This window comes from Enterococcus nangangensis, from assembly GCF_005405245.1.
Lineage (GTDB): Bacteria > Bacillota > Bacilli > Lactobacillales > Enterococcaceae > Enterococcus_J > Enterococcus_J nangangensis.
The window spans coordinates 71,429-90,831 of sequence record NZ_BJDR01000002.1; the positions used below are offsets into that span (position 1 = coordinate 71,429).

The window sequence follows — 19,403 nt, forward strand, 5'->3', positions numbered from 1 at the left end:
CTTAATTATTCAACCAATTGGGTAAAAAGTTTTCTTCCAAAAAGGCTGTGTCATATTGATTTTCCACAAAGCTAGGGTCGGTAATTAAATCTTGATGTAACTCTTGATTTGTGTGGACCCCTTCCACTACCAACTCATTTAACGCCCGCTGCATCTTCATAATCGCTTCTTCCCGCGTTGGGGCATAGGCAATAATTTTAGCAATCATAGAATCGTAGAAACTTGGCAAGGTATAGCCTTGATAAATACCGCTATCGACCCGCAAGCCTAACGTGCCTTGGGGTAAAAATAATTCCGTAATGGTGCCGGCGTTAGGCATAAAATTCTGGCGCGGATTTTCCGCATTAATCCGACATTCAATGGCGTGACCGCTAAAAGTAATTGCGGCTTGCGTTAAGTTTAAAGGTTGCCCTTGCGCTAAACGTAATTGTTGCTTCACTAAATCCACGCCAGTAATCATTTCCGTAATGGGATGTTCCACTTGAATCCGCGTGTTCATTTCCATAAAATAAATATTTTCATGATTGTCCACTAAAAATTCGATGGTTCCACAGCTTAAGTAGTTTACGCCACTGGCTGCTTGGACGGCCAGCTGTCGAATTTTTTCCCGCGTACTTTGCTTTAAGGAACTAGCTGGGGCTTCTTCTAACACTTTTTGGTGGCGACGTTGTAAGGAACAATCCCGTTCCCCAAAGTGCAAAACCTGCCCTGTGCCATCCCCTAAAACTTGTACTTCAATGTGTTTTGCCGGATAAATAATTTTTTCTAAGTATAAACTCCCATTACCAAAGGCCGCCTGGGCTTCTTTTTCGGCAGCTTGAAAATGGGCTTTTAAATCTTCGGGACAAGTAACTTTTCGCATTCCTTTGCCACCACCGCCAGCCGCGGCTTTCAACATTACCGGATAGCCGACTTTTTTAGCGACGGTTTCCGCCTCATGGTAATCTTGCAGCATCCCGGCACTTCCAGGAATCACTGGCACCTTTAAACTATTCATTTTCGTCCGGGCGGCAATTTTATCCCCCATCGTTTGAATTGTTTCTGGTGTCGGGCCAATAAAAGTCAGGCCACATTCCCCACACGCTTTAGCAAAATGCGTATTTTCCGAAAGAAAACCAAACCCAGGATGAATCGCCGTAGCGTGGGTGACCATCGCCGCCGATAAAATAGCTGTAATATTTAAATAAGATTCGCTGCTAGGACCATTACCGATGCAGACTGCTTCATCCGCTAGTTGGGTGTGTAAGCTTTCCCGGTCACAAGTGGAGTAAACCGCCACAGTGGGAATAGCCAGCTCTTGGCAAGCGCGAATAATCCGCACCGCAATTTCGCCACGATTGGCAATTAATACTTTCATCTTTTTTCCTCCTAGCTGCAAGCAAAGGTCATTTCACACTGGGCGACAACCCGCCCTTGCACCTTGGCAACGCCTACCGCTTGCCCCACGTTTTTCACGAGTTTTTTCAAGGTAACTTCTAGGACTAATTGATCACCAGGGACTACTTTTTGTTTAAAGCGCACTTTATCTAAGCCGCCAAAATAAGCAGTCTGGCCTTTGAATTCGGGCTTACTTAATAAGACCACTGCGCCTGCTTGGGCCAAAGCCTCGACGATTAACACGCCAGGCATCACCGGCTCACCTGGAAAATGGCCCACAAAAAAAGGTTCATTCATGGTGACGTTTTTTAAGGCTACAACTTTTTCAGCAGTGATTTCCGTTACCCGATCTAACAATAAAAAAGGCGGGCGATGCGGTAAAATTTGCATAATTGCTTGAATATCCATCATGGACTAGTCCTCCTGAATTTCCACTAGCGCTTGGTCAAACTCTACCATGCCAGTAGGTGTCGCTAGAATTTTTTTCACAACCCCACTGACGGGCGCCGGAATTTCGTTCATGACTTTCATGGCTTCAATGATACAGAGGGTTTGTCCTTGAGTGATTCTTTGCCCCACGGTAATAAAGTCCTCTTCATCAGGTCCGGGTTTTAAATAAAAGGTCCCCACTAAAGGTGATTTTACTAAGGTGCCACTGACAATTGGTGTTTCCGGTAGCGTCACCGTTTCTTCCACCACAACTGCTGGTGCTGGCGTTACCTTATTCTCACTAGCTACCACTATCGGCGCTCCTGCGTTTCCTAGCGCTTGATTATTTTTACTAAAGGCCACTTTGACGCTACCTGTTTCAAACTGTAATTCTTTTAAACTAGACGCATCAAATTGCGCTAGTAAATCTTTTAATTCATTGATTTCCAAAAGTTAGTCCTCCCAACGTTTAAAAGCGACAACCCCATTATGCCCACCAAAACCGAAAGAATTAGAGATGGCATACTTTAAGTTAGCCGGCTGACTTTTTCCTACGACCAAATGGAAAGGAACAGCCATGGGTTCATGGGTGTTAATAGTGGCGGGTATTACTTGCTGCCGCAAACTTTCAATGGTAATAATTGCTTCCACCCCACCAGCGGCTCCTAATAAGTGGCCAGTCATGGATTTAGTAGAAGAAACGTAAGGCGTGCTACCAAAAACTTCAGCAATCGCCAAACTTTCGGCGGCATCATTGGCTTTTGTGGATGTGCCATGAGCGTTAATGTATTGCACCGCACCTGGAGCAATCCCGGCTTCTTCAATGGCCTGGCGCATCGCCTTTTTTGCACCCGTCCCTTGGGCATCAGGAGCAGTCATATGATAGGCATCACAAGTGGAACCAAAGCCCACTACTTCGGCGAGAATTTTAGCGCCGCGTTTTTGAGCGTGGGATAAACTTTCCACCACCACAATTCCGGCACCTTCCCCCATCACAAAACCATTGCGTTTTTCATCAAAGGGAATGGAGGCACTATTGGCATCCGTATTACGGGAAAGGGCGGTTAAATTATTAAAACCCGCCACACCAATTTGATTAATACTCGCCTCAGCACCGCCGGCAAAAATCACATCTTGGTAACCATGTTTAATGCTGCGAAAAGCCTCGCCAATACTATGAGTCCCGCTGGCACACGCCGTGACGATGGCTTCACAGGTTCCTTTAGCCCCGATACTCAAGGCGATATTGCCGGCGGCCATATTAACAATCGTCATGGGTACAAATAAAGGAGCCACCCGATTCGGTCCTTTTTCATGCATTTTAATGACTTGGTCTTGAATGGTTTGTAAACCACCCACGCCAGAGCCAACAATGACCCCGACCCGGTCAGGATTCACTTCTTCCATCTTAAGACCGCTATCTTTTAAAGCTTCATTGGCGGCATAGACGCCAAACAAAGAGAAGCGATCCATCCGTTTGGCATCTTTCTTTTGAAAATAACGCTCAAAAGGAAAATCTTTTACTTCAGCGGCTAAGGTTACGCCGGTCTCACTGGCATCAAAAGCGGTAATCGGCCCAATACCGTTTTTACCCGCGACAATATTATTAAAAAAATCGGCGACTTCACAGCCCACCGGGGAAACCACCCCGTAGCCGGTAATCACTACTCGTTCCATCTGACCCCTCCTATCCTTGCATCACCATGCCACCATCAATATGTAAAACTTGTCCTGTTACGTAAGGACTTTGGGCTAAAAATAAAACCCCTTTGGCAATATCTGCTGGTTGACCAAATTTTTTTAAAGGAATTTGTTGTTTAGCTTGTTCTTTAATGTCGGCACTTAAGACCTCGGTCATCTCCGTCGCAATAAACCCAGGGGCAATCGCGTTACACGTAATATTACGCGGAGCTAATTCCCGCGCTAAAGATTTCGTCAACCCAATAATGCCGGCTTTAGAGGCTGCATAATTCGTTTGTCCCACGTTACCAATCACGCCGGAAACACTGGCCATATTAATAATGGCTCCGCCACGTTTTTTCATAAAATCTTTTAAAAAGACTTTCGTCATATTAAAAGTCCCTACCAGATTTGTATCTAAGCAACTGCGAAAATCAGCTTCGGTCATGCGCAGCATTAAATTATCATTAGTCATCCCCGCATTGTTGACGAGAATATCAATTTTACCAAACTTGGCACAGACTTCTTCTTTCATTCGTTGACAGTCGGCCATCTGGGCGATGTCGCCAATAGTAGCTAGGGCCTCCACTTGATACGTGCTAGTTAAATACTGTAAAAAAGCTGCATCTACCGGACGGCGGCCATGAAGGACCACATGATAACCGGCTTTGGCAAACTCTTCGGCGATACCTTTCCCGATACCGCGACTGGAACCCGTCACAAAGACGACTTGGTCTTTAAGCATAGTATTCCTCCAATTTCTCTTGGGCTAAAGTTAAACTTTTAGGATCATCGACAGCTAAAGTCTGGATGGCTTTTTGGTTTTTTTTCACCAGACCAGAGACCACCTGACCACAGCCAACTTCTAAAGTATGGGTAACGCCTAAATCAGCGAGAGTTTGACACATTGTCACCATTTGTACTGGGGCGGCAATCTGTTTAGCTAGTTGTTGGGCCATTGTCGATGGGGTGGTCACTTGACCACTAGCGTTACTCAAGATTGGAAAACGACCTGCGTTAAAAGACAAGGTTTGTAATTTTTCCGCCATGGTGTCGGCCACTGTTTGGAATAACGGGCTATGGAAAGCACCGCTAACTGTTAAGGGTATTAACTTTTTAATTCCCTGCGCTTTTAATTCCGCCACGGCTAGCTCCACCGCTGCTTTTTCCCCACCAATGACTACTTGACTGGTGGTATTAAAGTTACACGGTTGGACAATTCCTTTGGTTTCCGCCTGTACTTTTTCACACGCCGCAGCAATCGTTGCCAGGTCTGCTCCTAAAACCGCCACCATCGTGCCGGGAACTTTTTCAGCTTGCGCTTGCATTAATTGTCCCCGCATTTGTACGACGGGTAAAAATTCGGCAAAAGAAAGTGCTTGGCTAGCGGCAACTGCCGTGTATTCCCCAAGACTTAAGCCGCAACCCACAGCAACTTCAGGTAAGGATAAAAGTTTTAAGGTAGCGAGGCTCGCCGTAAACAAAGCAACTTGTGTGTACTGGGTCTCGTTAATTTTTTCTGTCTGGCACACGTCATATAAGTCGTAACCTAATAGGTCGCTAGCTTCTTCAAAGGTTTGACGATAGCGAGCTTCATGATAAAAATCTTTACCCAGACCAACTTTTTGTGCCCCTTGACCGGGAAATAATAAAGCTAAACTCATGCGCTAAAGCCTCCTTGCAATAAGGCTACTCCTTGGTCGACAATACTGGCGATTATTTCTTGGCAGCTGGCTTTTTCTTTCACGAGACCGGCAATTTGCCCAGACATAAACGCCCCCGTTGCTAAATCACCATCTTGAACTGCGCGCCGTAAAGCACCTACGCCGAGATTTTCTAAAGCGTCGGCATCAGGACTTTCTTTTCTTAATTCGTCTTTTTCTTGTTGAATGTATTCTGTTGTCAATTTATTTTTTAGACCCCGCACCGGATGGCCAAAAAATTGACAAGTAATCACCGTATCAATGTCCCGCGCTTTTAACACTTTAGCCTTATAGTTTTCGTGTACTTGGCACTCTTCAGCAACTAAAAAGGCGGTACCTACTTGCACGGCACTAGCTCCCAGCATTAAAGCAGCGGCAAAACCACGGCCATCGGCAATCCCACCAGCGGCAATGACAGGAATCGTCACAGCATCTGCAATTTGCGGCACCATCGCCATCGTTGTCAGTTTACCAATATGACCGCCAGCTTCCATCCCTTCTGCAATTACGGCGTCAGCGCCAATTTTTTCCATCCGTTTCGCTAGGGCAACTGAAGGAACAACAGGAATGACTTTAATTCCGGCGGCTTTTAAGCGTTCCATGTAAGGAGCTGGATTCCCAGCACCGGTAGTGACGACGGGAACTTTTTCTTCAATCACTAAATCAATAATATCTGGGGCAAAGGGGCTTAAAAGCATCACATTGACCCCAAAAGGTTTGCTAGTTAACTTCCGCACGCGGGAAATATTTTGCGCCACCACGTCACGGGGGGCGTTACCGGCACCGATAATTCCCAATCCTCCGGCGTTAGAAACTGCACTGGCGAGGGTAGCTTCTGCCACCCACGCCATGCCGCCTTGGAAGAGGGGTTTTTCGATGCCTAATAAGCGGGTAACTTTTGTCTCCATCGAAAACTCCTGTCTGCCTTTTTTATTTTTCAGCTAATTGTTGGTCGACGAAGTTTACTAAGTCGGCGACCGTTTGAATATTTTCTTCAGATTCGATTTTTACGTCAAACGCATCTTCGATTTCGTTGATGATTTGGAATAAATCTAAAGAATCAGCATCTAATTCTTCTTGAATGTTGGTAGTTAATTGTACTTCTTCAGCGTCTTTTCCTAATTCTTCAACGATAATGCCTTGGATTTTTTCAAATGTCATGATGTTTTGCTCCTTTAATTTTCCATTTTTATTTTTTATAAAGTGACTAAGACGGAGCCATAAGTTAGCCCAGCGCCAAAGCCAGTGAAAATAACTTTTTGTTTTGAACCTAACTGTAAAGTACCGCAGGCAACGGCTTGATCTAACAAAATAGGAATGCTAGCGGCCGAAGTGTTACCGGTTTGTGCCAAGTTGGAAAGAAATTTTCCCGGTGGCAGTTGTAACTTTTTAGCTAATTGATCTAAGAGCCGTTGGTTGGCTTGATGCAATAAAAAGTAGTCAACTTTTTCTAAGGGACAAGCGGTCTTTGCCGCTAATTCTTTTAAATTATTCTTGACCTCGTGCATTACAAAATCAAAGATTGCCCGGCCATCCATCGTCAGCTTTTGCTCCGTACCCCAAAAGCCCGCGGTTAATTTTGCCCCCCGCATGCCGTCAGCACCTAACACTTCACCGTGAAATTGTTGCGTAGCACTCTTTTCAAGAAGTACACCGCCGGCCCCATCGCCAAATAAAATGGCCGTAGTCCGATCTTGCCAATCGACAATTTTTGAAATGACTTCCGCACCAATCACTAGCCCCTTGTGATACTGCCCTTGTAATAAAGCATTCGCCACGCTTAAAGCGTAGACAAAGCCGGAACAAGCAGCATTTAAATCAAAGGCTAGGGCTTTAGTCGCTCCCAAGGCCCCTTGGACTTTACAGGCCACACTAGGCGTACCTTCTTCCGGGGTAAAGGTGGCGACAATAATGAAGTCCAACTCTTTGGCCAGCTCTGGCGTCACTAATTGTTCAGCTACTTTTAAGGCTAGTTGACTGGTGGTACTTTCAGCAATGCGGCGCTCTTTAATCCCCGTACGACTGACGATCCATTCATCACTGGTGGTTAAGGTTTGCGCCAAATCGAAATTGGTTACCACTTTTTTCGGCAAGTAGCTGGCTGTTTTGACAATCCGTGTCATAAAGGCCCCCTCACTTGAATTCTTGCAAGAAGCTATGAAGTTTTCCTAAAGCGGAAATCAAAGCATCTTCTTGCTGGCCGTTCATATCTTGCAAAATGCTTTGCACCATTTTTTTATGAAAATGTTGATGAACGCGGAAAACGAGTTTACCTTTTTTTGTTAGGCCAAGTTTTACAACCCGACGGTCATCTTCTGAACGCAAGCGCTCCACATATCCTTTACGGACTAAATGATTTACCGCCACGGTTAAGGTCCCGGTCGTCACCGCCAGTTCCTTGGCAACTTCTGAAGTCGTTTTTTTGTGATACATGCCAATGGCTTCAATGGTGTGCATTTCCTTAATGGAAAGGTCATTGAAGGTGGATTTTTTTAATTCCGACTCTTCGATGGTCAAAATATCATTAAAGACCGTTACCAAGTACTGATTGATGACGTCCACTCGCTCGTCCACAGGCCTCACCTCCGAATTTATTTTGATTATCAAACTATTTGATGTTCAAAATATACGGCTTTCCTGCTTAAAAAGCAAGTCATTTTTTATTAAATTTTTTTCATGAATTTGTAAAATTAATAACAAAGCTTGCCACAACAAGGTTTATCGCCGGCGAAAAAACCGGCAAAAAAAGTTTTGATTGACAAGGACTGAAAAGTTATTTACAGTGAAGAAAAAAGTTTGATAATCAAACTAATCTCAAAGGAGTGACCCTTGTGGCCTTACCAAGCATCAAGATTGCCGACTTAAATTTAACGGTACCCATCATTCAAGGAGGCATGGGTATTGGCATCAGCCTAGCAAATTTAGCAGGTGCTGTCGCTAAAAGTGGGGGCTTGGGCATCATCTCCAGTGCCCAAATTGGTTTTAAATTACCTGAATTTGAACGAAATCCTTTAAAGGCAAATTTAAAAGCGATTGGTTTAGAACTAAAAAAAGCACGGGCCATTGCTCAAGATGGTTTAGTTGGCTTCAACGTCATGGCTTCGACTTTTCATTACGAGCGCTACATTAAAGAAATCGTCGCCCAAAAAGCCGACGTGATTATTTCTGGTGGCGGTTTACCCACCCAACTACCGGAATTTACTAAAGGAAGTACGACGAAAATCGCGCCGATTGTTTCTAGTCAAAAAGCTTGTAAAGTTGTGTTAAATTATTGGCATAAAAAATATCAAACGACGGCTGATTTTATCGTAGTAGAAGGACCAAAAGCTGGGGGGCACTTAGGCTTTAAAGTTCCGCAACTCACTGATGAAAATTTTGATATGGATCAAGAACTCGTTAAAATTATTGCCGAAACACAAAAATTCGCCGAACTTTACGGGCACGAAATTCCCGTCTTCTTCGGCGGTGGCGTTTATACTCATGAAGATATTGAACATTATCTCGCTTTAGGTTGTCGTGGCGTCCAAGTGGCGACGCGTTTTGTGGTAACCGCGGAATGCGACGCACCGCAAGCTTTTAAAGACGCCTACTTAATGGCCGAGGAAAAAGATTTACAAATTATTAAAAGTCCAGTGGGGATGCCGGCCCGGGCGATTGATAATTATTTCACGCAAAAAAGTGCCGCTGGGCGCATTCCCATTGAAAAATGTCGCAACTGTCTGTCCCACAGTCATTGCGATCGCAAAACAATTCCTTATTGTATCTCGGAGCACCTCTTAAAAAGTGCAGGTAAAAATCCTTTACAAGGCTTAATTTTTGCTGGGGCCACTGTCCATCGCCTCAAAGAAATGACCACCGTGCCCCAACTGATGCAAGAACTTGTTGGTAAGTAAAAATCATTAAAGCACTGACTAAAAAGTAATGAACGCTACTGGCGCAAAATTTGCGCGACGTTCCCTTTTCAGCCAGTGCTTTTTTATTGCAACCAAGCAGGTAGTGCTTTTTTAATCAAACGATAGGTTTCCGCAAAGTTCCCCGTGTAATAAGGATCCGGAATTTCTTCCTCAGGGAGCAACAAAGAAATTTGAGCGATGGTCTTGGCCGGCGCCAGTTTCCGTAAGTCTGCTACGTTTTGACGATCCATTCCTAAAATAACATCTGCCGTCAAAAAATCAGCACTGGTAATTTGCGTTGCTTGGTGGGGCACTAAAGGAATGTGGTGTTGCCGTAAAATGTTTTGTGTGCCATGATGCGGAGGCTTACCAATTTCATAAGACGAAGTAGCTCGAGAGCTTAATTGATAGTCTTTTGTCAACCCCTTTTCCATCAAATAAAACTGCCCCAACGATTCGGCCATCGGGGAGCGACAAATATTTCCCAAACAGACAAAGATAATTTTTTTCATAACATTATCCTCCTAATTTCCTTTCATGAAATTCAAATTAAAAAACACAAGATACCTTTGCTCTGGCTTTTTTTTCAGGTTATCATAAAAGTAACCCATGTTAAGCAAAGGAGGTACCTTGATGGAAGTTACTGCAAATGCTCACTATTTAGGCACCGGCTTTCAAATTCAAAGTGAGTTAGGACGTTACACCTTAATTTCCGATCGCCGCAAAGAAGAAGGCGGCACTGCTCTTGGCCCTGATGCGCTGCAACAACTTTTAGGCGCCTTAGCCACCGGTCTTTGCGCTTCCGCCATTGACTTGTCTCGTCAGAAAAAAATTGCTTTAAGTAATCTATCTGTTAGCGTGCGGGGCTTGGCTTATCCCCAGTATACCGGAAAGCCCGTGTCCGCTTTTAACCGCGTTCATTACCAGATTGATTTTGATAGTGGCTTGAATCCCACTGAAAAAAAAGTTTTTATTCAAGAAACGGAAAAAAACTGTGGCGTTTATCAAGTGCTCAGTGTGCCCACCGCTTTAGTGCGGGAAGCGTAACGATTTTAAAAAGTCTATCTCCTCGTCTTTTTTTAAGATAGAGCAGATAGACTTTTTTTAATTTTGATAACCATCATACAAACGAAAAGCAAAAAACTCCACGTCTTTAGCTAAACGAAAAAGTTTAGCAGCCACTTCAATAGGACTTTCCGGATAATTTTCAGTAATCCACTTGCGTAAGACGCCGCTGCAACCGTAAGCAAAAAAGCCGGCGTAAAAGGCTTTATCTTCGGCGAGTAAGCCACGCTCTTGATCCAGCAAGGTAAATAAATTTAAAAATTGTCTTTCTAACAAGCTAGTAAACTGGGTCATTAAAACATCGTGACTAGTGAAAAATGTTTGGCGATAAAAACCCTGGCGCTGATAGATGGCTTTTAACATTTTTAAGGCCTGCTCTTCCCAGTTATCCAGCGTTAAATCCTGATCCATATAAAAGAGACAGTCGCGATAATAGACATCTTGCAACAGCTCTTGTTTATCGTGGTAATGGTAATAAAAGGTTTGACGATTCACTTTGGCAAATTCCGTCAAATCTTTCACGGTAATTTTTTCAAAAGGTTGCGCCTGACATAACGCGATGAGGGCTGAGCCTAACAATTCCTTAGTGGGTTCTATTTTCATTCCTCTGCCTCCGTAAAAGGTAAGCCTAAATGCGCATAAGCTTTAGCCGTGGCCATCCGTCCTCGCGCTGTGCGTTTTAAAAAGCCTAGTTGAATCAAATAAGGTTCGTACATATCTTCCACTGTTTCGGTTTCTTCGCTGATGTTCACAGCAATGGTGGACAAGCCCACCGGTCCGCCGTGATATAACTCGATAATCGCGTGGAGTAACTTTTGGTCCACTTGGTCAAGACCTACCGAGTCCACCCCTAAAAGCGCCAAGGCGGTCATGGCCACTTCTTGATCCACAATCCCGTTACCTTTGACCTCGGCGTAGTCCCGCACGCGTTTTAATAAACGGTTGGCAATCCTGGGGGTCCCCCGCGAGCGTCGCGCCAGTTCATGGGCGCCTGCAGTCATTAACTGGGTATTAAAGATGGTGGCTGAACGCATCAGGATCGTTGTTAAATCACTTTCCGTATAATAACTTAAATGGGAAACAATCCCGAAACGATCCCGCAATGGTTTCGCCAACATGCCAGCTCGCGTGGTGGCCCCGACTAAAGTGAAAGGCGGTAAGGGAAAACGCACCGGATGGGCTGTTGGCCCTTGCCCCACCATAATATCCACGTAAAAATCTTCCATCGCCGAGTACAAGACTTCTTCGGCAACCCGCGGCAAGCGGTGAATTTCGTCAATAAAAAGAACATCCCCCGGCTCTAACTCATTTAAAACCGCTACTAAATCGCCTGGTTTTTCAATGGCTGGCCCACTGGTGGTTTTAAAACCTACCGCCATTTCGTTAGCGATTACTTTAGCTAACGTCGTCTTCCCCAGACCTGGTGGCCCGTACAATAAGACGTGGTCCAAAGCTTCTTGCCGCGTTTTAGCCGCGGTGATATAAATGGCCAACTCTTCTTTGACTTTACTTTGGCCGATGTATTGTTTTAACGTTTGCGGGCGCAAGGATAATTCCAACAGCTCGTCGTCTTTTTGTAAGCTGTTATCCACGATTCGTTCTTCTTCCACCACATTCACCTACTTTTTCATTAACCATTTTAAACCTTGGGAAATATATTCTTCCGTACTTAACGTTTGCGTGCTTAAATTTTTCTTGACGCTTTGGACTTCTTTTTCGCCATAACCTAATGCTTTTAAGGCCGCCAGTGCTTCCCCTAGAGCATCTAAGCCCGCATCTTCTACTTGCAATAAATCCATTTGCCCTTTGACGGCCGTGAATTTGCCTTTCAAGTCAAGAATCATTTGTTGAGCCGTCTTTTTCCCGACGCCTGGGAACTTAGTTAAAAATTTAACGTCTTCTCTTTCAATCGCTTCTTGTAACCCTTGATGGTCGTTACCGGCTAAAATGGCTAAGCCACTTTTCGGACCAATGCCAGAAACCGAAATCAAGCGTAAAAATAATTCTTTTTCAGCTAAATCGTAAAAGCCAAAGAGCTGTTGGGCATCTTCCCGCACGACTTGGTGGACAAAAATCTTTTGCGTCGTCCCTTCTTGGTAGCGATAAGGGTTAGCCACTAGTAATTGATAGCCGAGACCATTTAATTCTAAAACAATATAAGCCGGCGACACATAAGTCACGACTCCTTTTAAATATTCAAACAAAAGTTTCGCCTCCATGACAACGTATGTTCCCTACATTTTACCACAAGTGTCTAGGAGGGTGCAAACTAGCTTTCCTCTTCATCGCTGGCTAAAACCCAAGCCAACAGCGGTTTTTTCGCTGCTTTCCGTTTGCGCAAGAGCAATAAAGCTTGGACTAAAGTAATCACGCCATTGGCATTACGGCGATAAGCTAGGTAACGATTTTCTTGGGTGGTGACGAAATTTTCTTTGGCGGCCCGCTGCGCTTGGAGCGTGCTTTGATTCAAGCCGTAATAATAGACCCACTGCACGATGCGCTCCGTTACAAAGGAAAAGGAAGAGCGACCGACGTTAGCTAAAGGCAATAAACCTAAATCTACGCGATAGCCTTTTTGTAAAGCGCTAGTTAAATATTTACTTAAAATCTTCGCTTCTACCTCCGGACTTTGCCCCCAGTAGTCTAGTAAAAAGACCAACTGCTGTTCTTCACAATAATAAAAGCAAGCCACCCCTTGTAACTCGTCCCCTGCTTCCAATACCGCCAGTGGCGCCTGTAAGGCAAAAGGGACTCCTTTTAAGTAAGCTTTTTTGCCGATTGCCCCTAAGGCTTCCGGACTCAATTGATAGTAGGCCCGATAACTGGCATTCGACGCCAAAGCTGGCGTACTTCTCGTTAAGGTGCGGTCCGCATAACCTTCTTCGCCAATTTTTAAATAGCTAAAGCCGTAATCGTGCAAGAGTTCCACAAAAGCTGGACTCACCCGATAAAAGGCCAATTGATAGCCTAATAAATCCGCTGTCGTCATGAAACTGGTCAAGCCGGCCCCCCAATGGGCAGGATCACCTAAAGGGTCGCCGTAAACAAAAAGTTTATTGGCTTTCTTTTCAAAATTAAAATACAAACAGTCGCGATTATCTACTTGATAAAAGTAACTGCGTCTTCTAGCGTGGTCAAAGTAGGGCGTCTCACTCGTTGCGCCATATTGCGCGACAAAAGCTTGCACGCGCTCTTCTTGATAGCTACTCCCCACCTGTGGCCCTTGCATCAAATAAGTTAACAAAGTCACCAAAACCACTAAGGCTAGCCCTAAACCTAAGAGCCCTTTAAACCACACTTCGGCTGACGGGAATAAAATAAACCAACCAGAAATCAGTTCCCCTCGCTGTTGATTGGTGGCATAATAGCCCGCCACCGCATAAAGAATGCCTAAGCATAACAATAAACTGCCATCAAAAAGCAGCTGTTCAAAAGAATAGACGAGTTTTTCCCGATAAAATTCCCCCCGCGAAAAATAAACCGCGCCTAAAATAATTAAGTAGACGACAATCAAGCGCCAATTGGCTGTGCGGGTGATGGTATTTGCAATACTAAATAGTAAAACTAAAAGTGTCGGTAAATAGGCCTTGCGCACTTTATTAGCTAAACCGCGCGCTAACCCTAACAAGAGGATCCCCACAATCATATTTAAAGTTTGATCAAAAAAATCAAAAGAAAAAGGCGTAATAAACGAAAAGAAAGCCCCCAAGTTAGAAAGATTAGTCACTGTCGATAAAAGTAGAATCGTAATACCGGCAAAATAAACGGCGCCCGTTAAAATAAGATGGGCTAACTTTTGTCCTAAAAGGCGGGGAAGTCCATCGAAAAATTGATTTACTTGGACGCCGGTGCGTTGTAAGAAAAAACTACCTCCCAATAAAAAAGGTACTAAGTAATAACTTAAACGATAGTACAAGAGCCACAACAAGGCGCCTTCGTGACTAATTCCCATAGCGCTTAAGCCATAAATCGTTAAGACATCAAACGTCCCAGCACCGCCTGGCACCATCGTCAACATCCCGATTAAACTAGTGGCAATAAATAAAACAAACAGACTCCAAAATTCCAGCTGAAAACCTAATAAACTACCGATGCTCCAAAAAACACCAAAAGCGCTGCTCCACTGCAATAAAGAAGCCAACAACAAGGAGACAATACCTTGGGGAAAAAATTCCGCAAATAAATTTTTCCGCTTTAAGTAGCTAAAAAAAACAAGGACGGGCCAATATAAGCTTCCACCTAGAAGCCATGGCCAATACTGCCGGTAATATTCAGCCACTGGCCCCAAAAAGAGCGCACCTAAAGCGACACCGCACAAGATGGAAATCCCGGTAAAAACAAAAAAGGCCATTTTCGAAACGGTGCCTAAAACTTTTTCTTTCGGTAAATCCGCTCCGTAAAATTTTCCCCGTAACGTAGCCCCCACCACGCCACCGAAGCCAACTAAATTATTGATACTATTAATCATAAAAGCTAAAGGCAACCACGTTTTTACTGGTTGCGGCTTTTGTCCCATTTTTTGCAAAGCGTTCTGCGCGGTATAGTCATAGCCCGCCATTAAAAATGAACCCAATAAGCCACAACAAAATAATAAAAATAAGCGTGGCAAAGGTAAGGCGCGCATTTTAGCCCCTAGCTCTGCTAAACTCATACCGTTTAAAATGGCGGTAAATTGATTCGCCACAAAGACTAAGATGGAACCAAAGAAAATTAATTTTAAGAAAAAAGAATATTGACGAATGAAGGCGATTATTTTTTTCATCTTCCTCGGATCTCCTCCTTTGCTACTTGGTTCTTTTAGTGTAGCATAATTTCCTTAAAACTCTTTTAGGAATTTACTTTTCTGATTTTTTTTACTATGCTTAAGATAACTTAAAGGAGGTTTTCAGATGAAAATTGGTTTCATTGGTACTGGCAACATGGCTCAACACATGATTGCCGGTTTCCTGCAAAAAAATGTCGCCCCTAGCGACATTTTAGTCAGCGCCCACAACTTAGAAAAATTACAAGCTTACGCTGCGCCACTGGGTTTAACGGTTTGCACCACAAATGAAGCCGTCGCGCAAGGGGCAGATTATCTTTTCTTGGGAGTAAAGCCGGCGTTAATTCCCACGATTACCAAAGAAATCGCGCCGTTTTTGCGGCCGGAAGAACAACTTATTTTATCTTTTGCCACCGGTATTTCTTTAGACAACTTAACGCAACTTTTAGGTCCTGTGCCTTTAGTACGCTTAATGCCTAATTTAAACGTCGCCGTCAATCTTGGCTCCATCGCCATCGCTTTTGGCAGCGAAGTAGACCACGAAGATCAACAAGAAATCACTAGCTTTTTGCAACATTTAGGTTCTGTTTATCCTTTCCCGGAAGATCAATTTTCAACTTTCGTGGCACTAGCGGGTAGTTCACCAGCTTTTATTTACGCTTTCATTGATGCCCTCAGTCGCACTGCCGTAAAATATGGTTTACCAAAAAAATTAGCCACCACCATCGCCGCTGAAGTTGTGGCGGGTTCTGGCACGTTAGCCAAAAAAAGTGGGGCCAATCCTTGGGACTTAGTGGATCAAGTTTCTTCACCGGGAGGCAGCACGGTTGAAGGTGTCTTAGCTTTACAAGAATTTGGTTTTGCTAACGCCATCACTAAAGCGATGATCGCTACTTTAGAAAAAGATCAACAAAGTAGTAAATAATTTTAAAAAAACAAACGCTAGGGTGCAACCTTCACAGCCGCACCCTAGCGTTTTATTATTCGTATTCTACTTTTACCAAATAAAGACCTTCCGGATGAGCGGTAGGACCAGCAAGATTGCGATCCCGCCCCGCTAAAATTTCAGGAATCAACTGATAATCCAGTCGCTCATTCCCCATTTTTAAAACGGTCCCCACAATAATTCGCACCATCTTATACAAAAAACCATCGCCAGTAAAAGTAAATAATAATTCTTCTTCCTGCGGTAAATACTCTACCGTTGCTTGATGAATCGTTCGCACCTTGTCTTCCACCGTCGAGCCACTGGCACAAAACGAAGTAAAGTCGTGGGTACCACACAAAGCTTCAAGCGCCACCCGCATCTTCGTCAGATCGACGGGATAAGGAAAATAGCTAGCGTAATGACGTTTAAAAGGATTGCGTGCTTTAGCAGTATCCACCCGAAACTCGTATGTTTTTTGCACCACGTGATAACGGGCATGAAAATCCTCCGCTACTTCTTCGACTTTTAAACAAGCGATGTCATCGGGGGTCTGGGTATCTAGCGCAAAACGAATTTTTTCTAAAGGCCGCACTTGCGGTAAATCAAAATGAATCACTTGACCACGAGCGTGGACCTTGGCATCGGTGCGGCCTGAACCAAAAACGGCTACCGGTTGGCCACTATTAATCTTCGTTAAAGTCTTAGTTAATTCTTCTTCCACCGTGCGACCAACTGGTTGGGTTTGAAAGCCGTGGAAGTTCGTTCCATCATAAGCAATAATTGCGCGATAACGCACCCTCATTCCTCCTTTTTTATTCAACAAGAAGAAGCGCCAAAAAAGAGGATTCCTTACTAGGAGTCGTCTTTTTCGCCGCCTCTTAAACTTTTAACTACGTAAAAAATATAAGCCAACGGTTACGAGGGCCAACACCACTAAACTTAAGGTATCGGCTAGTTGCCAATGTAAGACGCGATACTTCGTCCGTCCTTCGCCCCCTTGATAGCCCCGCGCTTCCATGGCGGTGGCTAAATCTTCCGCCCGGTTAAAGCTAGAGACAAATAAAGGAATCAACAGCGGCACGATGGCCCGCATCCGTTGCACCAAACCACCTTCACTGAAGTCGACACCCCGAGCTCGTTGCGCATTCATAATCTTTTCCGTTTCATCCATTAAAGTCGGCACAAAACGTAAAGCAATAGACAACATTAAGGACACTTCATGCACTGGAAAGCGAATCACTTTTAAGGGGCGCAATAAATATTCAATCGCATCCGACAAAGAAAGAGGTGCTGTCGTTAAGGTTAATAACGTCGAGATGAAAATAATTAACACGAAGCGACAGAAAATCAACGCACCGTTAATTAAACCATATTCAGAAATAGCAAAGATGCCCCAACTAAAGTAAGTCTTTCCACCACGAGCAAAGAGCACTTGCAGTGCTACCGTAAACAAAATCAGCCAAATTAACGGCCGGACACCTCGTAAAAAGAAACCAAAATCTATTTTTGATAAGACGATGGCCCCTAAGGTAAAGCCCGCCATTAACAAGTAGCTTTGCCAGTTATTAGCAAAAAAGATAATAATAATGTAGTAAAAGCTCCCGATTAACTTCGCCCGCGGATCCAAGCGGTGAATCAAGGAATCCCCAGGTAAGAAGCGTCCCAGTAATAATTTATTCATCATGGGCCGCACCTGCTTTCAAATCTGTCGCTAGAACGTCTGCGAGCTCTTCGGCAGTTAGGGGAAAGCTAGCCGTTTGCCAGCCTTTAGCCGCTAACTGCAAAGCAAAATCTGTCGCTTGCGGCAAACCTAATTGCTTCTCTTTTAAAAAGTTGACTTCTTGGAAAATTTCTTGCGGCGTACCGTCTTTCACCAAGTGTCCTTTTTCCAACACTAAAACGTGATCAGCGTAATTGGCGACATCATCCATTAAATGGGTCACTAAGACAATCGTTAAGTTTTTCTCCCGGTGTAAACGCCAAAACATTTCCATCATTTCCTTGCGACCGGCCGGATCAAGGCCGGCGGTTGGTTCATCTAAGACGATGACTTCTGGTTCCATCGCCAAGACACCCGCAATCGCCACCCGGCGCATTTGGCCCCCGGAAAGTTCAAAAGGTGAGCGATCCATGTAGCTTTCATCTAAACCGACTAGTTCTAACATTTTGGCGGCTAGCGCCCGACCTTCTTCAGGGGTTGCACCAAAGTTTTTTGGCCCAAAAGCAATATCTAGCGCCACCGTTTCATCAAAAAGTTGCGCTTCGGGAAATTGAAAAACAATCCCCACCTTTTTGCGGACCGGCTTTAAGTTTTTATTATCCGTCGTGGGGGTAATCACTCGCTCCCCAATGGTTACTGTACCAGCTGTTGGTTTTACTAAAGCATTTAAATGTTGTAACAAGGTGGATTTGCCACTACCTGTATGACCAATCAAAGCCGTATAAGAACCATCTTTAATTTGTAAGTTTAAATCATACAACGCCCGCTCTTGAAAAGGTGTGCCGGCTTGGTAGGTATAGTCTACTTTTTGGAAAGTGATGTCCATAGCCACTCCGCCATCCTTTCTGTTGTTAAATATTCTTGCGGCACGCTGATCCCCCGTTTTTTTAGGGCCGCTTTTAACTTTTCGGGAAAAGGTAAGTCTAAGCCTAACTCAATTAACTCTTCACCATAAGAAAAAATTTTTTCCGGCTTGCCTTCTAAAGCTACTGCGCCGTCTTTAATCACTAAGACGCGGTTAGCGTGGGCCGCTTCGTCAATGTCATGGGTGATGGAAATCACGGTTAATTGCGCTTCTTCTTTGATTTGGCGAATCGTTTCAATAACTTCTTTCCGGCCTTTAGGATCCAACATACTGGTGGCTTCATCTAAAATAATAATTTTAGGCCGTAACGCTACCACCCCAGCAATGGCGACCCGTTGTTTTTGCCCACCGGAAAGCCGTGCGGGTTCTCGCTTGGCAAAGTCCGTCATCCGCACTTTAGCTAAAGCGTCCGTAACGCGCGCCACCATTTCAGCCCGCGGAATTCCTTGGTTTTCTAAACCAAAGGCCACATCATCTTCCACTGTGGCCCCCACAAATTGATTATCGGGATTTTGAAAAACCATCCCCACTTGCCGGCGTAACTCCCAAAGATTTTCTTCGGTTAAAAGGGTATCAAATATTTTAACTTCACCCCTCAAAGGGGCAATCAAACCATTGATGGCTTTAGCGGAAGTTGATTTACCACTACCGTTGGGTCCTACGATGGCGACCCATTCTCCTTCTTCAATCTGAAATGATAAATCGTTTAAGGCCCGCTCTTGATCTTCACCAGCATATTGGTAAACTAAGTGGGCTAACTCGACTGCTGTCGTCACGGATCCACCTTCTTTCTTATTCCTACTAACACTATCAAAAAACGCTTAAATTTTCAATCATTCCAAATGCTTTCGCGAAAATTTACACGTTGATTTCATAAGCTACTTTTGTTGTCTTTCCAAGCTTGTCTTGACACCTTTTGAAAAGATAAAAAAAACACCTTATGATGAGTGCTGACTCCCTAAGGCAACCTTAGGGAGTAGC

At 44.3% G+C, this 19,403-nt stretch carries 22 protein-coding genes; 3 read left to right on the forward strand and 19 right to left on the reverse strand.

The genetic code is table 11. The features are described 5' to 3' along the window. Position 1: 1 nt before the first annotated feature. From accC to fabT, 10 genes are read right to left on the reverse strand one after another with little or no spacing between them, the layout of a single operon-like run. Positions 2–1,357 carry an acetyl-CoA carboxylase biotin carboxylase subunit gene (gene accC / locus FFM57_RS01465; protein WP_137598751.1) on the reverse strand — a complete coding sequence of 452 codons (1,356 nt, stop codon included), beginning with the start codon at positions 1,355–1,357 and terminating at the stop codon, positions 2–4. Positions 1,358–1,368: 11 nt separating this feature from the next. Beyond that, complete coding sequence (gene fabZ / locus FFM57_RS01470; RefSeq protein WP_137598825.1) at positions 1,369–1,785, reverse strand: 3-hydroxyacyl-ACP dehydratase FabZ; 417 nt, start codon at positions 1,783–1,785, stop codon at positions 1,369–1,371. Positions 1,786–1,791: 6 nt separating this feature from the next. Beyond that, positions 1,792–2,256, reverse strand: coding sequence for an acetyl-CoA carboxylase biotin carboxyl carrier protein (accB, locus tag FFM57_RS01475; RefSeq protein WP_137598752.1), 465 nt, complete (start codon positions 2,254–2,256; stop codon positions 1,792–1,794). A 3-nt stretch (positions 2,257–2,259) separates the two neighbouring features. Further along, positions 2,260–3,483 carry a beta-ketoacyl-ACP synthase II gene (fabF, locus tag FFM57_RS01480; protein ID WP_137598753.1) on the reverse strand — a complete coding sequence of 408 codons (1,224 nt, stop codon included), beginning with the start codon at positions 3,481–3,483 and terminating at the stop codon, positions 2,260–2,262. Positions 3,484–3,493: 10 nt separating this feature from the next. Continuing rightward, a complete protein-coding gene (gene fabG, locus FFM57_RS01485; protein ID WP_137598754.1) occupies positions 3,494–4,231 on the reverse strand; it encodes a 3-oxoacyl-[acyl-carrier-protein] reductase in 738 nt (245 codons plus the stop codon). Continuing rightward, positions 4,224–5,150, reverse strand: a complete 927-nt coding sequence (locus FFM57_RS01490; RefSeq protein ID WP_137598755.1) for an ACP S-malonyltransferase — start codon at positions 5,148–5,150, stop codon at positions 4,224–4,226. Before FFM57_RS01490 ends, fabG begins: the two co-directional genes overlap by 8 nt. After that, positions 5,147–6,097: an enoyl-[acyl-carrier-protein] reductase FabK gene (gene fabK, locus FFM57_RS01495; RefSeq protein ID WP_137598756.1), complete on the reverse strand. Its 951-nt coding sequence runs from the start codon at positions 6,095–6,097 to the stop codon at positions 5,147–5,149. Before fabK ends, FFM57_RS01490 begins: the two co-directional genes overlap by 4 nt. 22 nt (positions 6,098–6,119) lie before the next feature. Further along, positions 6,120–6,350: an acyl carrier protein gene (locus tag FFM57_RS01500; protein ID WP_137598757.1), complete on the reverse strand. Its 231-nt coding sequence runs from the start codon at positions 6,348–6,350 to the stop codon at positions 6,120–6,122. Between the two features lie 35 nt (positions 6,351–6,385). Then, positions 6,386–7,312, reverse strand: a complete 927-nt coding sequence (locus FFM57_RS01505) for a beta-ketoacyl-ACP synthase III (protein ID WP_137598758.1) — start codon at positions 7,310–7,312, stop codon at positions 6,386–6,388. A 10-nt stretch (positions 7,313–7,322) separates the two neighbouring features. Further along, positions 7,323–7,763, reverse strand: coding sequence for a fatty acid biosynthesis transcriptional regulator FabT (fabT, locus tag FFM57_RS01510; RefSeq protein WP_137598759.1), 441 nt, complete (start codon positions 7,761–7,763; stop codon positions 7,323–7,325). Positions 7,764–8,020: 257 nt separating this feature from the next. On the opposite strand from fabT, the gene FFM57_RS01515 reads away from it, so the two are divergent. Beyond that, positions 8,021–9,082, forward strand: a complete 1,062-nt coding sequence (locus tag FFM57_RS01515; RefSeq protein WP_137598760.1) for an NAD(P)H-dependent flavin oxidoreductase — start codon at positions 8,021–8,023, stop codon at positions 9,080–9,082. An 83-nt stretch (positions 9,083–9,165) separates the two neighbouring features. Here FFM57_RS01515 and FFM57_RS01520 read toward each other — a convergent pair whose 3' ends face one another. Next, positions 9,166–9,594 (reverse strand): low molecular weight protein-tyrosine-phosphatase, encoded by a 429-nt coding sequence (locus tag FFM57_RS01520; protein ID WP_137598761.1) that lies wholly within the window; start codon positions 9,592–9,594, stop codon positions 9,166–9,168. A 121-nt stretch (positions 9,595–9,715) separates the two neighbouring features. Between FFM57_RS01520 and FFM57_RS01525 the strand changes: the two genes are divergently transcribed. Continuing rightward, a complete protein-coding gene (locus FFM57_RS01525) occupies positions 9,716–10,129 on the forward strand; it encodes an OsmC family protein (RefSeq protein ID WP_170999846.1) in 414 nt (137 codons plus the stop codon). Between the two features lie 57 nt (positions 10,130–10,186). Here FFM57_RS01525 and FFM57_RS01530 read toward each other — a convergent pair whose 3' ends face one another. The 4 genes from FFM57_RS01530 to FFM57_RS01545 form a co-directional block, all read right to left on the reverse strand. Continuing rightward, on the reverse strand, positions 10,187–10,750 hold the full coding sequence (locus FFM57_RS01530; protein WP_137598763.1) for a TetR/AcrR family transcriptional regulator: 564 nt from the start codon (positions 10,748–10,750) through the stop codon (positions 10,187–10,189). Further along, the gene (gene ruvB, locus FFM57_RS01535) at positions 10,747–11,757 is read right to left on the reverse strand and encodes a Holliday junction branch migration DNA helicase RuvB (RefSeq protein WP_137598764.1); all 1,011 of its coding nucleotides are present in this window, start codon (positions 11,755–11,757) and stop codon (positions 10,747–10,749) included. The genes FFM57_RS01530 and ruvB overlap by 4 nt, the downstream gene beginning before the upstream one ends. 9 nt (positions 11,758–11,766) lie before the next feature. Beyond that, the gene (ruvA, locus tag FFM57_RS01540; RefSeq protein WP_137598765.1) at positions 11,767–12,351 is read right to left on the reverse strand and encodes a Holliday junction branch migration protein RuvA; all 585 of its coding nucleotides are present in this window, start codon (positions 12,349–12,351) and stop codon (positions 11,767–11,769) included. A gap of 65 nt (positions 12,352–12,416) precedes the next feature. Beyond that, positions 12,417–14,909, reverse strand: a complete 2,493-nt coding sequence (locus FFM57_RS01545; RefSeq protein ID WP_137598766.1) for a phosphatidylglycerol lysyltransferase domain-containing protein — start codon at positions 14,907–14,909, stop codon at positions 12,417–12,419. 127 nt (positions 14,910–15,036) lie between these two features. Between FFM57_RS01545 and proC the strand changes: the two genes are divergently transcribed. Then, a complete protein-coding gene (proC, locus tag FFM57_RS01550) occupies positions 15,037–15,834 on the forward strand; it encodes a pyrroline-5-carboxylate reductase (protein ID WP_137598767.1) in 798 nt (265 codons plus the stop codon). Between the two features lie 55 nt (positions 15,835–15,889). Here proC and truA read toward each other — a convergent pair whose 3' ends face one another. From truA to FFM57_RS01570, 4 genes are all read right to left on the reverse strand, one after another. Beyond that, on the reverse strand, positions 15,890–16,633 hold the full coding sequence (gene truA, locus FFM57_RS01555) for a tRNA pseudouridine(38-40) synthase TruA (RefSeq protein ID WP_246023343.1): 744 nt from the start codon (positions 16,631–16,633) through the stop codon (positions 15,890–15,892). A gap of 90 nt (positions 16,634–16,723) precedes the next feature. Then, on the reverse strand, positions 16,724–17,521 hold the full coding sequence (locus tag FFM57_RS01560; protein ID WP_137598769.1) for an energy-coupling factor transporter transmembrane component T family protein: 798 nt from the start codon (positions 17,519–17,521) through the stop codon (positions 16,724–16,726). Further along, positions 17,511–18,383: an energy-coupling factor ABC transporter ATP-binding protein gene (locus FFM57_RS01565; protein WP_170999848.1), complete on the reverse strand. Its 873-nt coding sequence runs from the start codon at positions 18,381–18,383 to the stop codon at positions 17,511–17,513. Before FFM57_RS01565 ends, FFM57_RS01560 begins: the two co-directional genes overlap by 11 nt. Then, on the reverse strand, positions 18,359–19,198 hold the full coding sequence (locus FFM57_RS01570; RefSeq protein WP_137598771.1) for an energy-coupling factor ABC transporter ATP-binding protein: 840 nt from the start codon (positions 19,196–19,198) through the stop codon (positions 18,359–18,361). Before FFM57_RS01570 ends, FFM57_RS01565 begins: the two co-directional genes overlap by 25 nt. Between the last annotated feature and the right edge of the window lie 205 nt (positions 19,199–19,403).

Bases quoted from the DNA above. Each gene is read 5' to 3' on its own strand.
- accC (WP_137598751.1), bottom strand. From the start codon at position 1,357: ATGAAAGTATTAATTGCCAATCGTGGCGAAATTGCGGTGCGGATTATT.
- fabZ (WP_137598825.1), bottom strand. From the start codon at position 1,785: ATGGATATTCAAGCAATTATGCAAATTTTACCGCATCGCCCGCCTTTT.
- fabF (WP_137598753.1), bottom strand. From the start codon at position 3,483: ATGGAACGAGTAGTGATTACCGGCTACGGGGTGGTTTCCCCGGTGGGC.
- fabG (WP_137598754.1), bottom strand. From the start codon at position 4,231: ATGCTTAAAGACCAAGTCGTCTTTGTGACGGGTTCCAGTCGCGGTATC.
- FFM57_RS01490 (WP_137598755.1), bottom strand. From the start codon at position 5,150: ATGAGTTTAGCTTTATTATTTCCCGGTCAAGGGGCACAAAAAGTTGGT.
- fabK (WP_137598756.1), bottom strand. From the start codon at position 6,097: ATGGAGACAAAAGTTACCCGCTTATTAGGCATCGAAAAACCCCTCTTC.
- FFM57_RS01500 (WP_137598757.1), bottom strand. From the start codon at position 6,350: ATGACATTTGAAAAAATCCAAGGCATTATCGTTGAAGAATTAGGAAAA.
- FFM57_RS01505 (WP_137598758.1), bottom strand. From the start codon at position 7,312: ATGACACGGATTGTCAAAACAGCCAGCTACTTGCCGAAAAAAGTGGTA.
- FFM57_RS01520 (WP_137598761.1), bottom strand. From the start codon at position 9,594: ATGAAAAAAATTATCTTTGTCTGTTTGGGAAATATTTGTCGCTCCCCG.
- FFM57_RS01525 (WP_170999846.1), top strand. From the start codon at position 9,716: ATGGAAGTTACTGCAAATGCTCACTATTTAGGCACCGGCTTTCAAATT.
- FFM57_RS01530 (WP_137598763.1), bottom strand. From the start codon at position 10,750: ATGAAAATAGAACCCACTAAGGAATTGTTAGGCTCAGCCCTCATCGCG.
- FFM57_RS01545 (WP_137598766.1), bottom strand. From the start codon at position 14,909: ATGAAAAAAATAATCGCCTTCATTCGTCAATATTCTTTTTTCTTAAAA.
- proC (WP_137598767.1), top strand. From the start codon at position 15,037: ATGAAAATTGGTTTCATTGGTACTGGCAACATGGCTCAACACATGATT.
- FFM57_RS01560 (WP_137598769.1), bottom strand. From the start codon at position 17,521: ATGATGAATAAATTATTACTGGGACGCTTCTTACCTGGGGATTCCTTG.
- FFM57_RS01565 (WP_170999848.1), bottom strand. From the start codon at position 18,383: ATGGACATCACTTTCCAAAAAGTAGACTATACCTACCAAGCCGGCACA.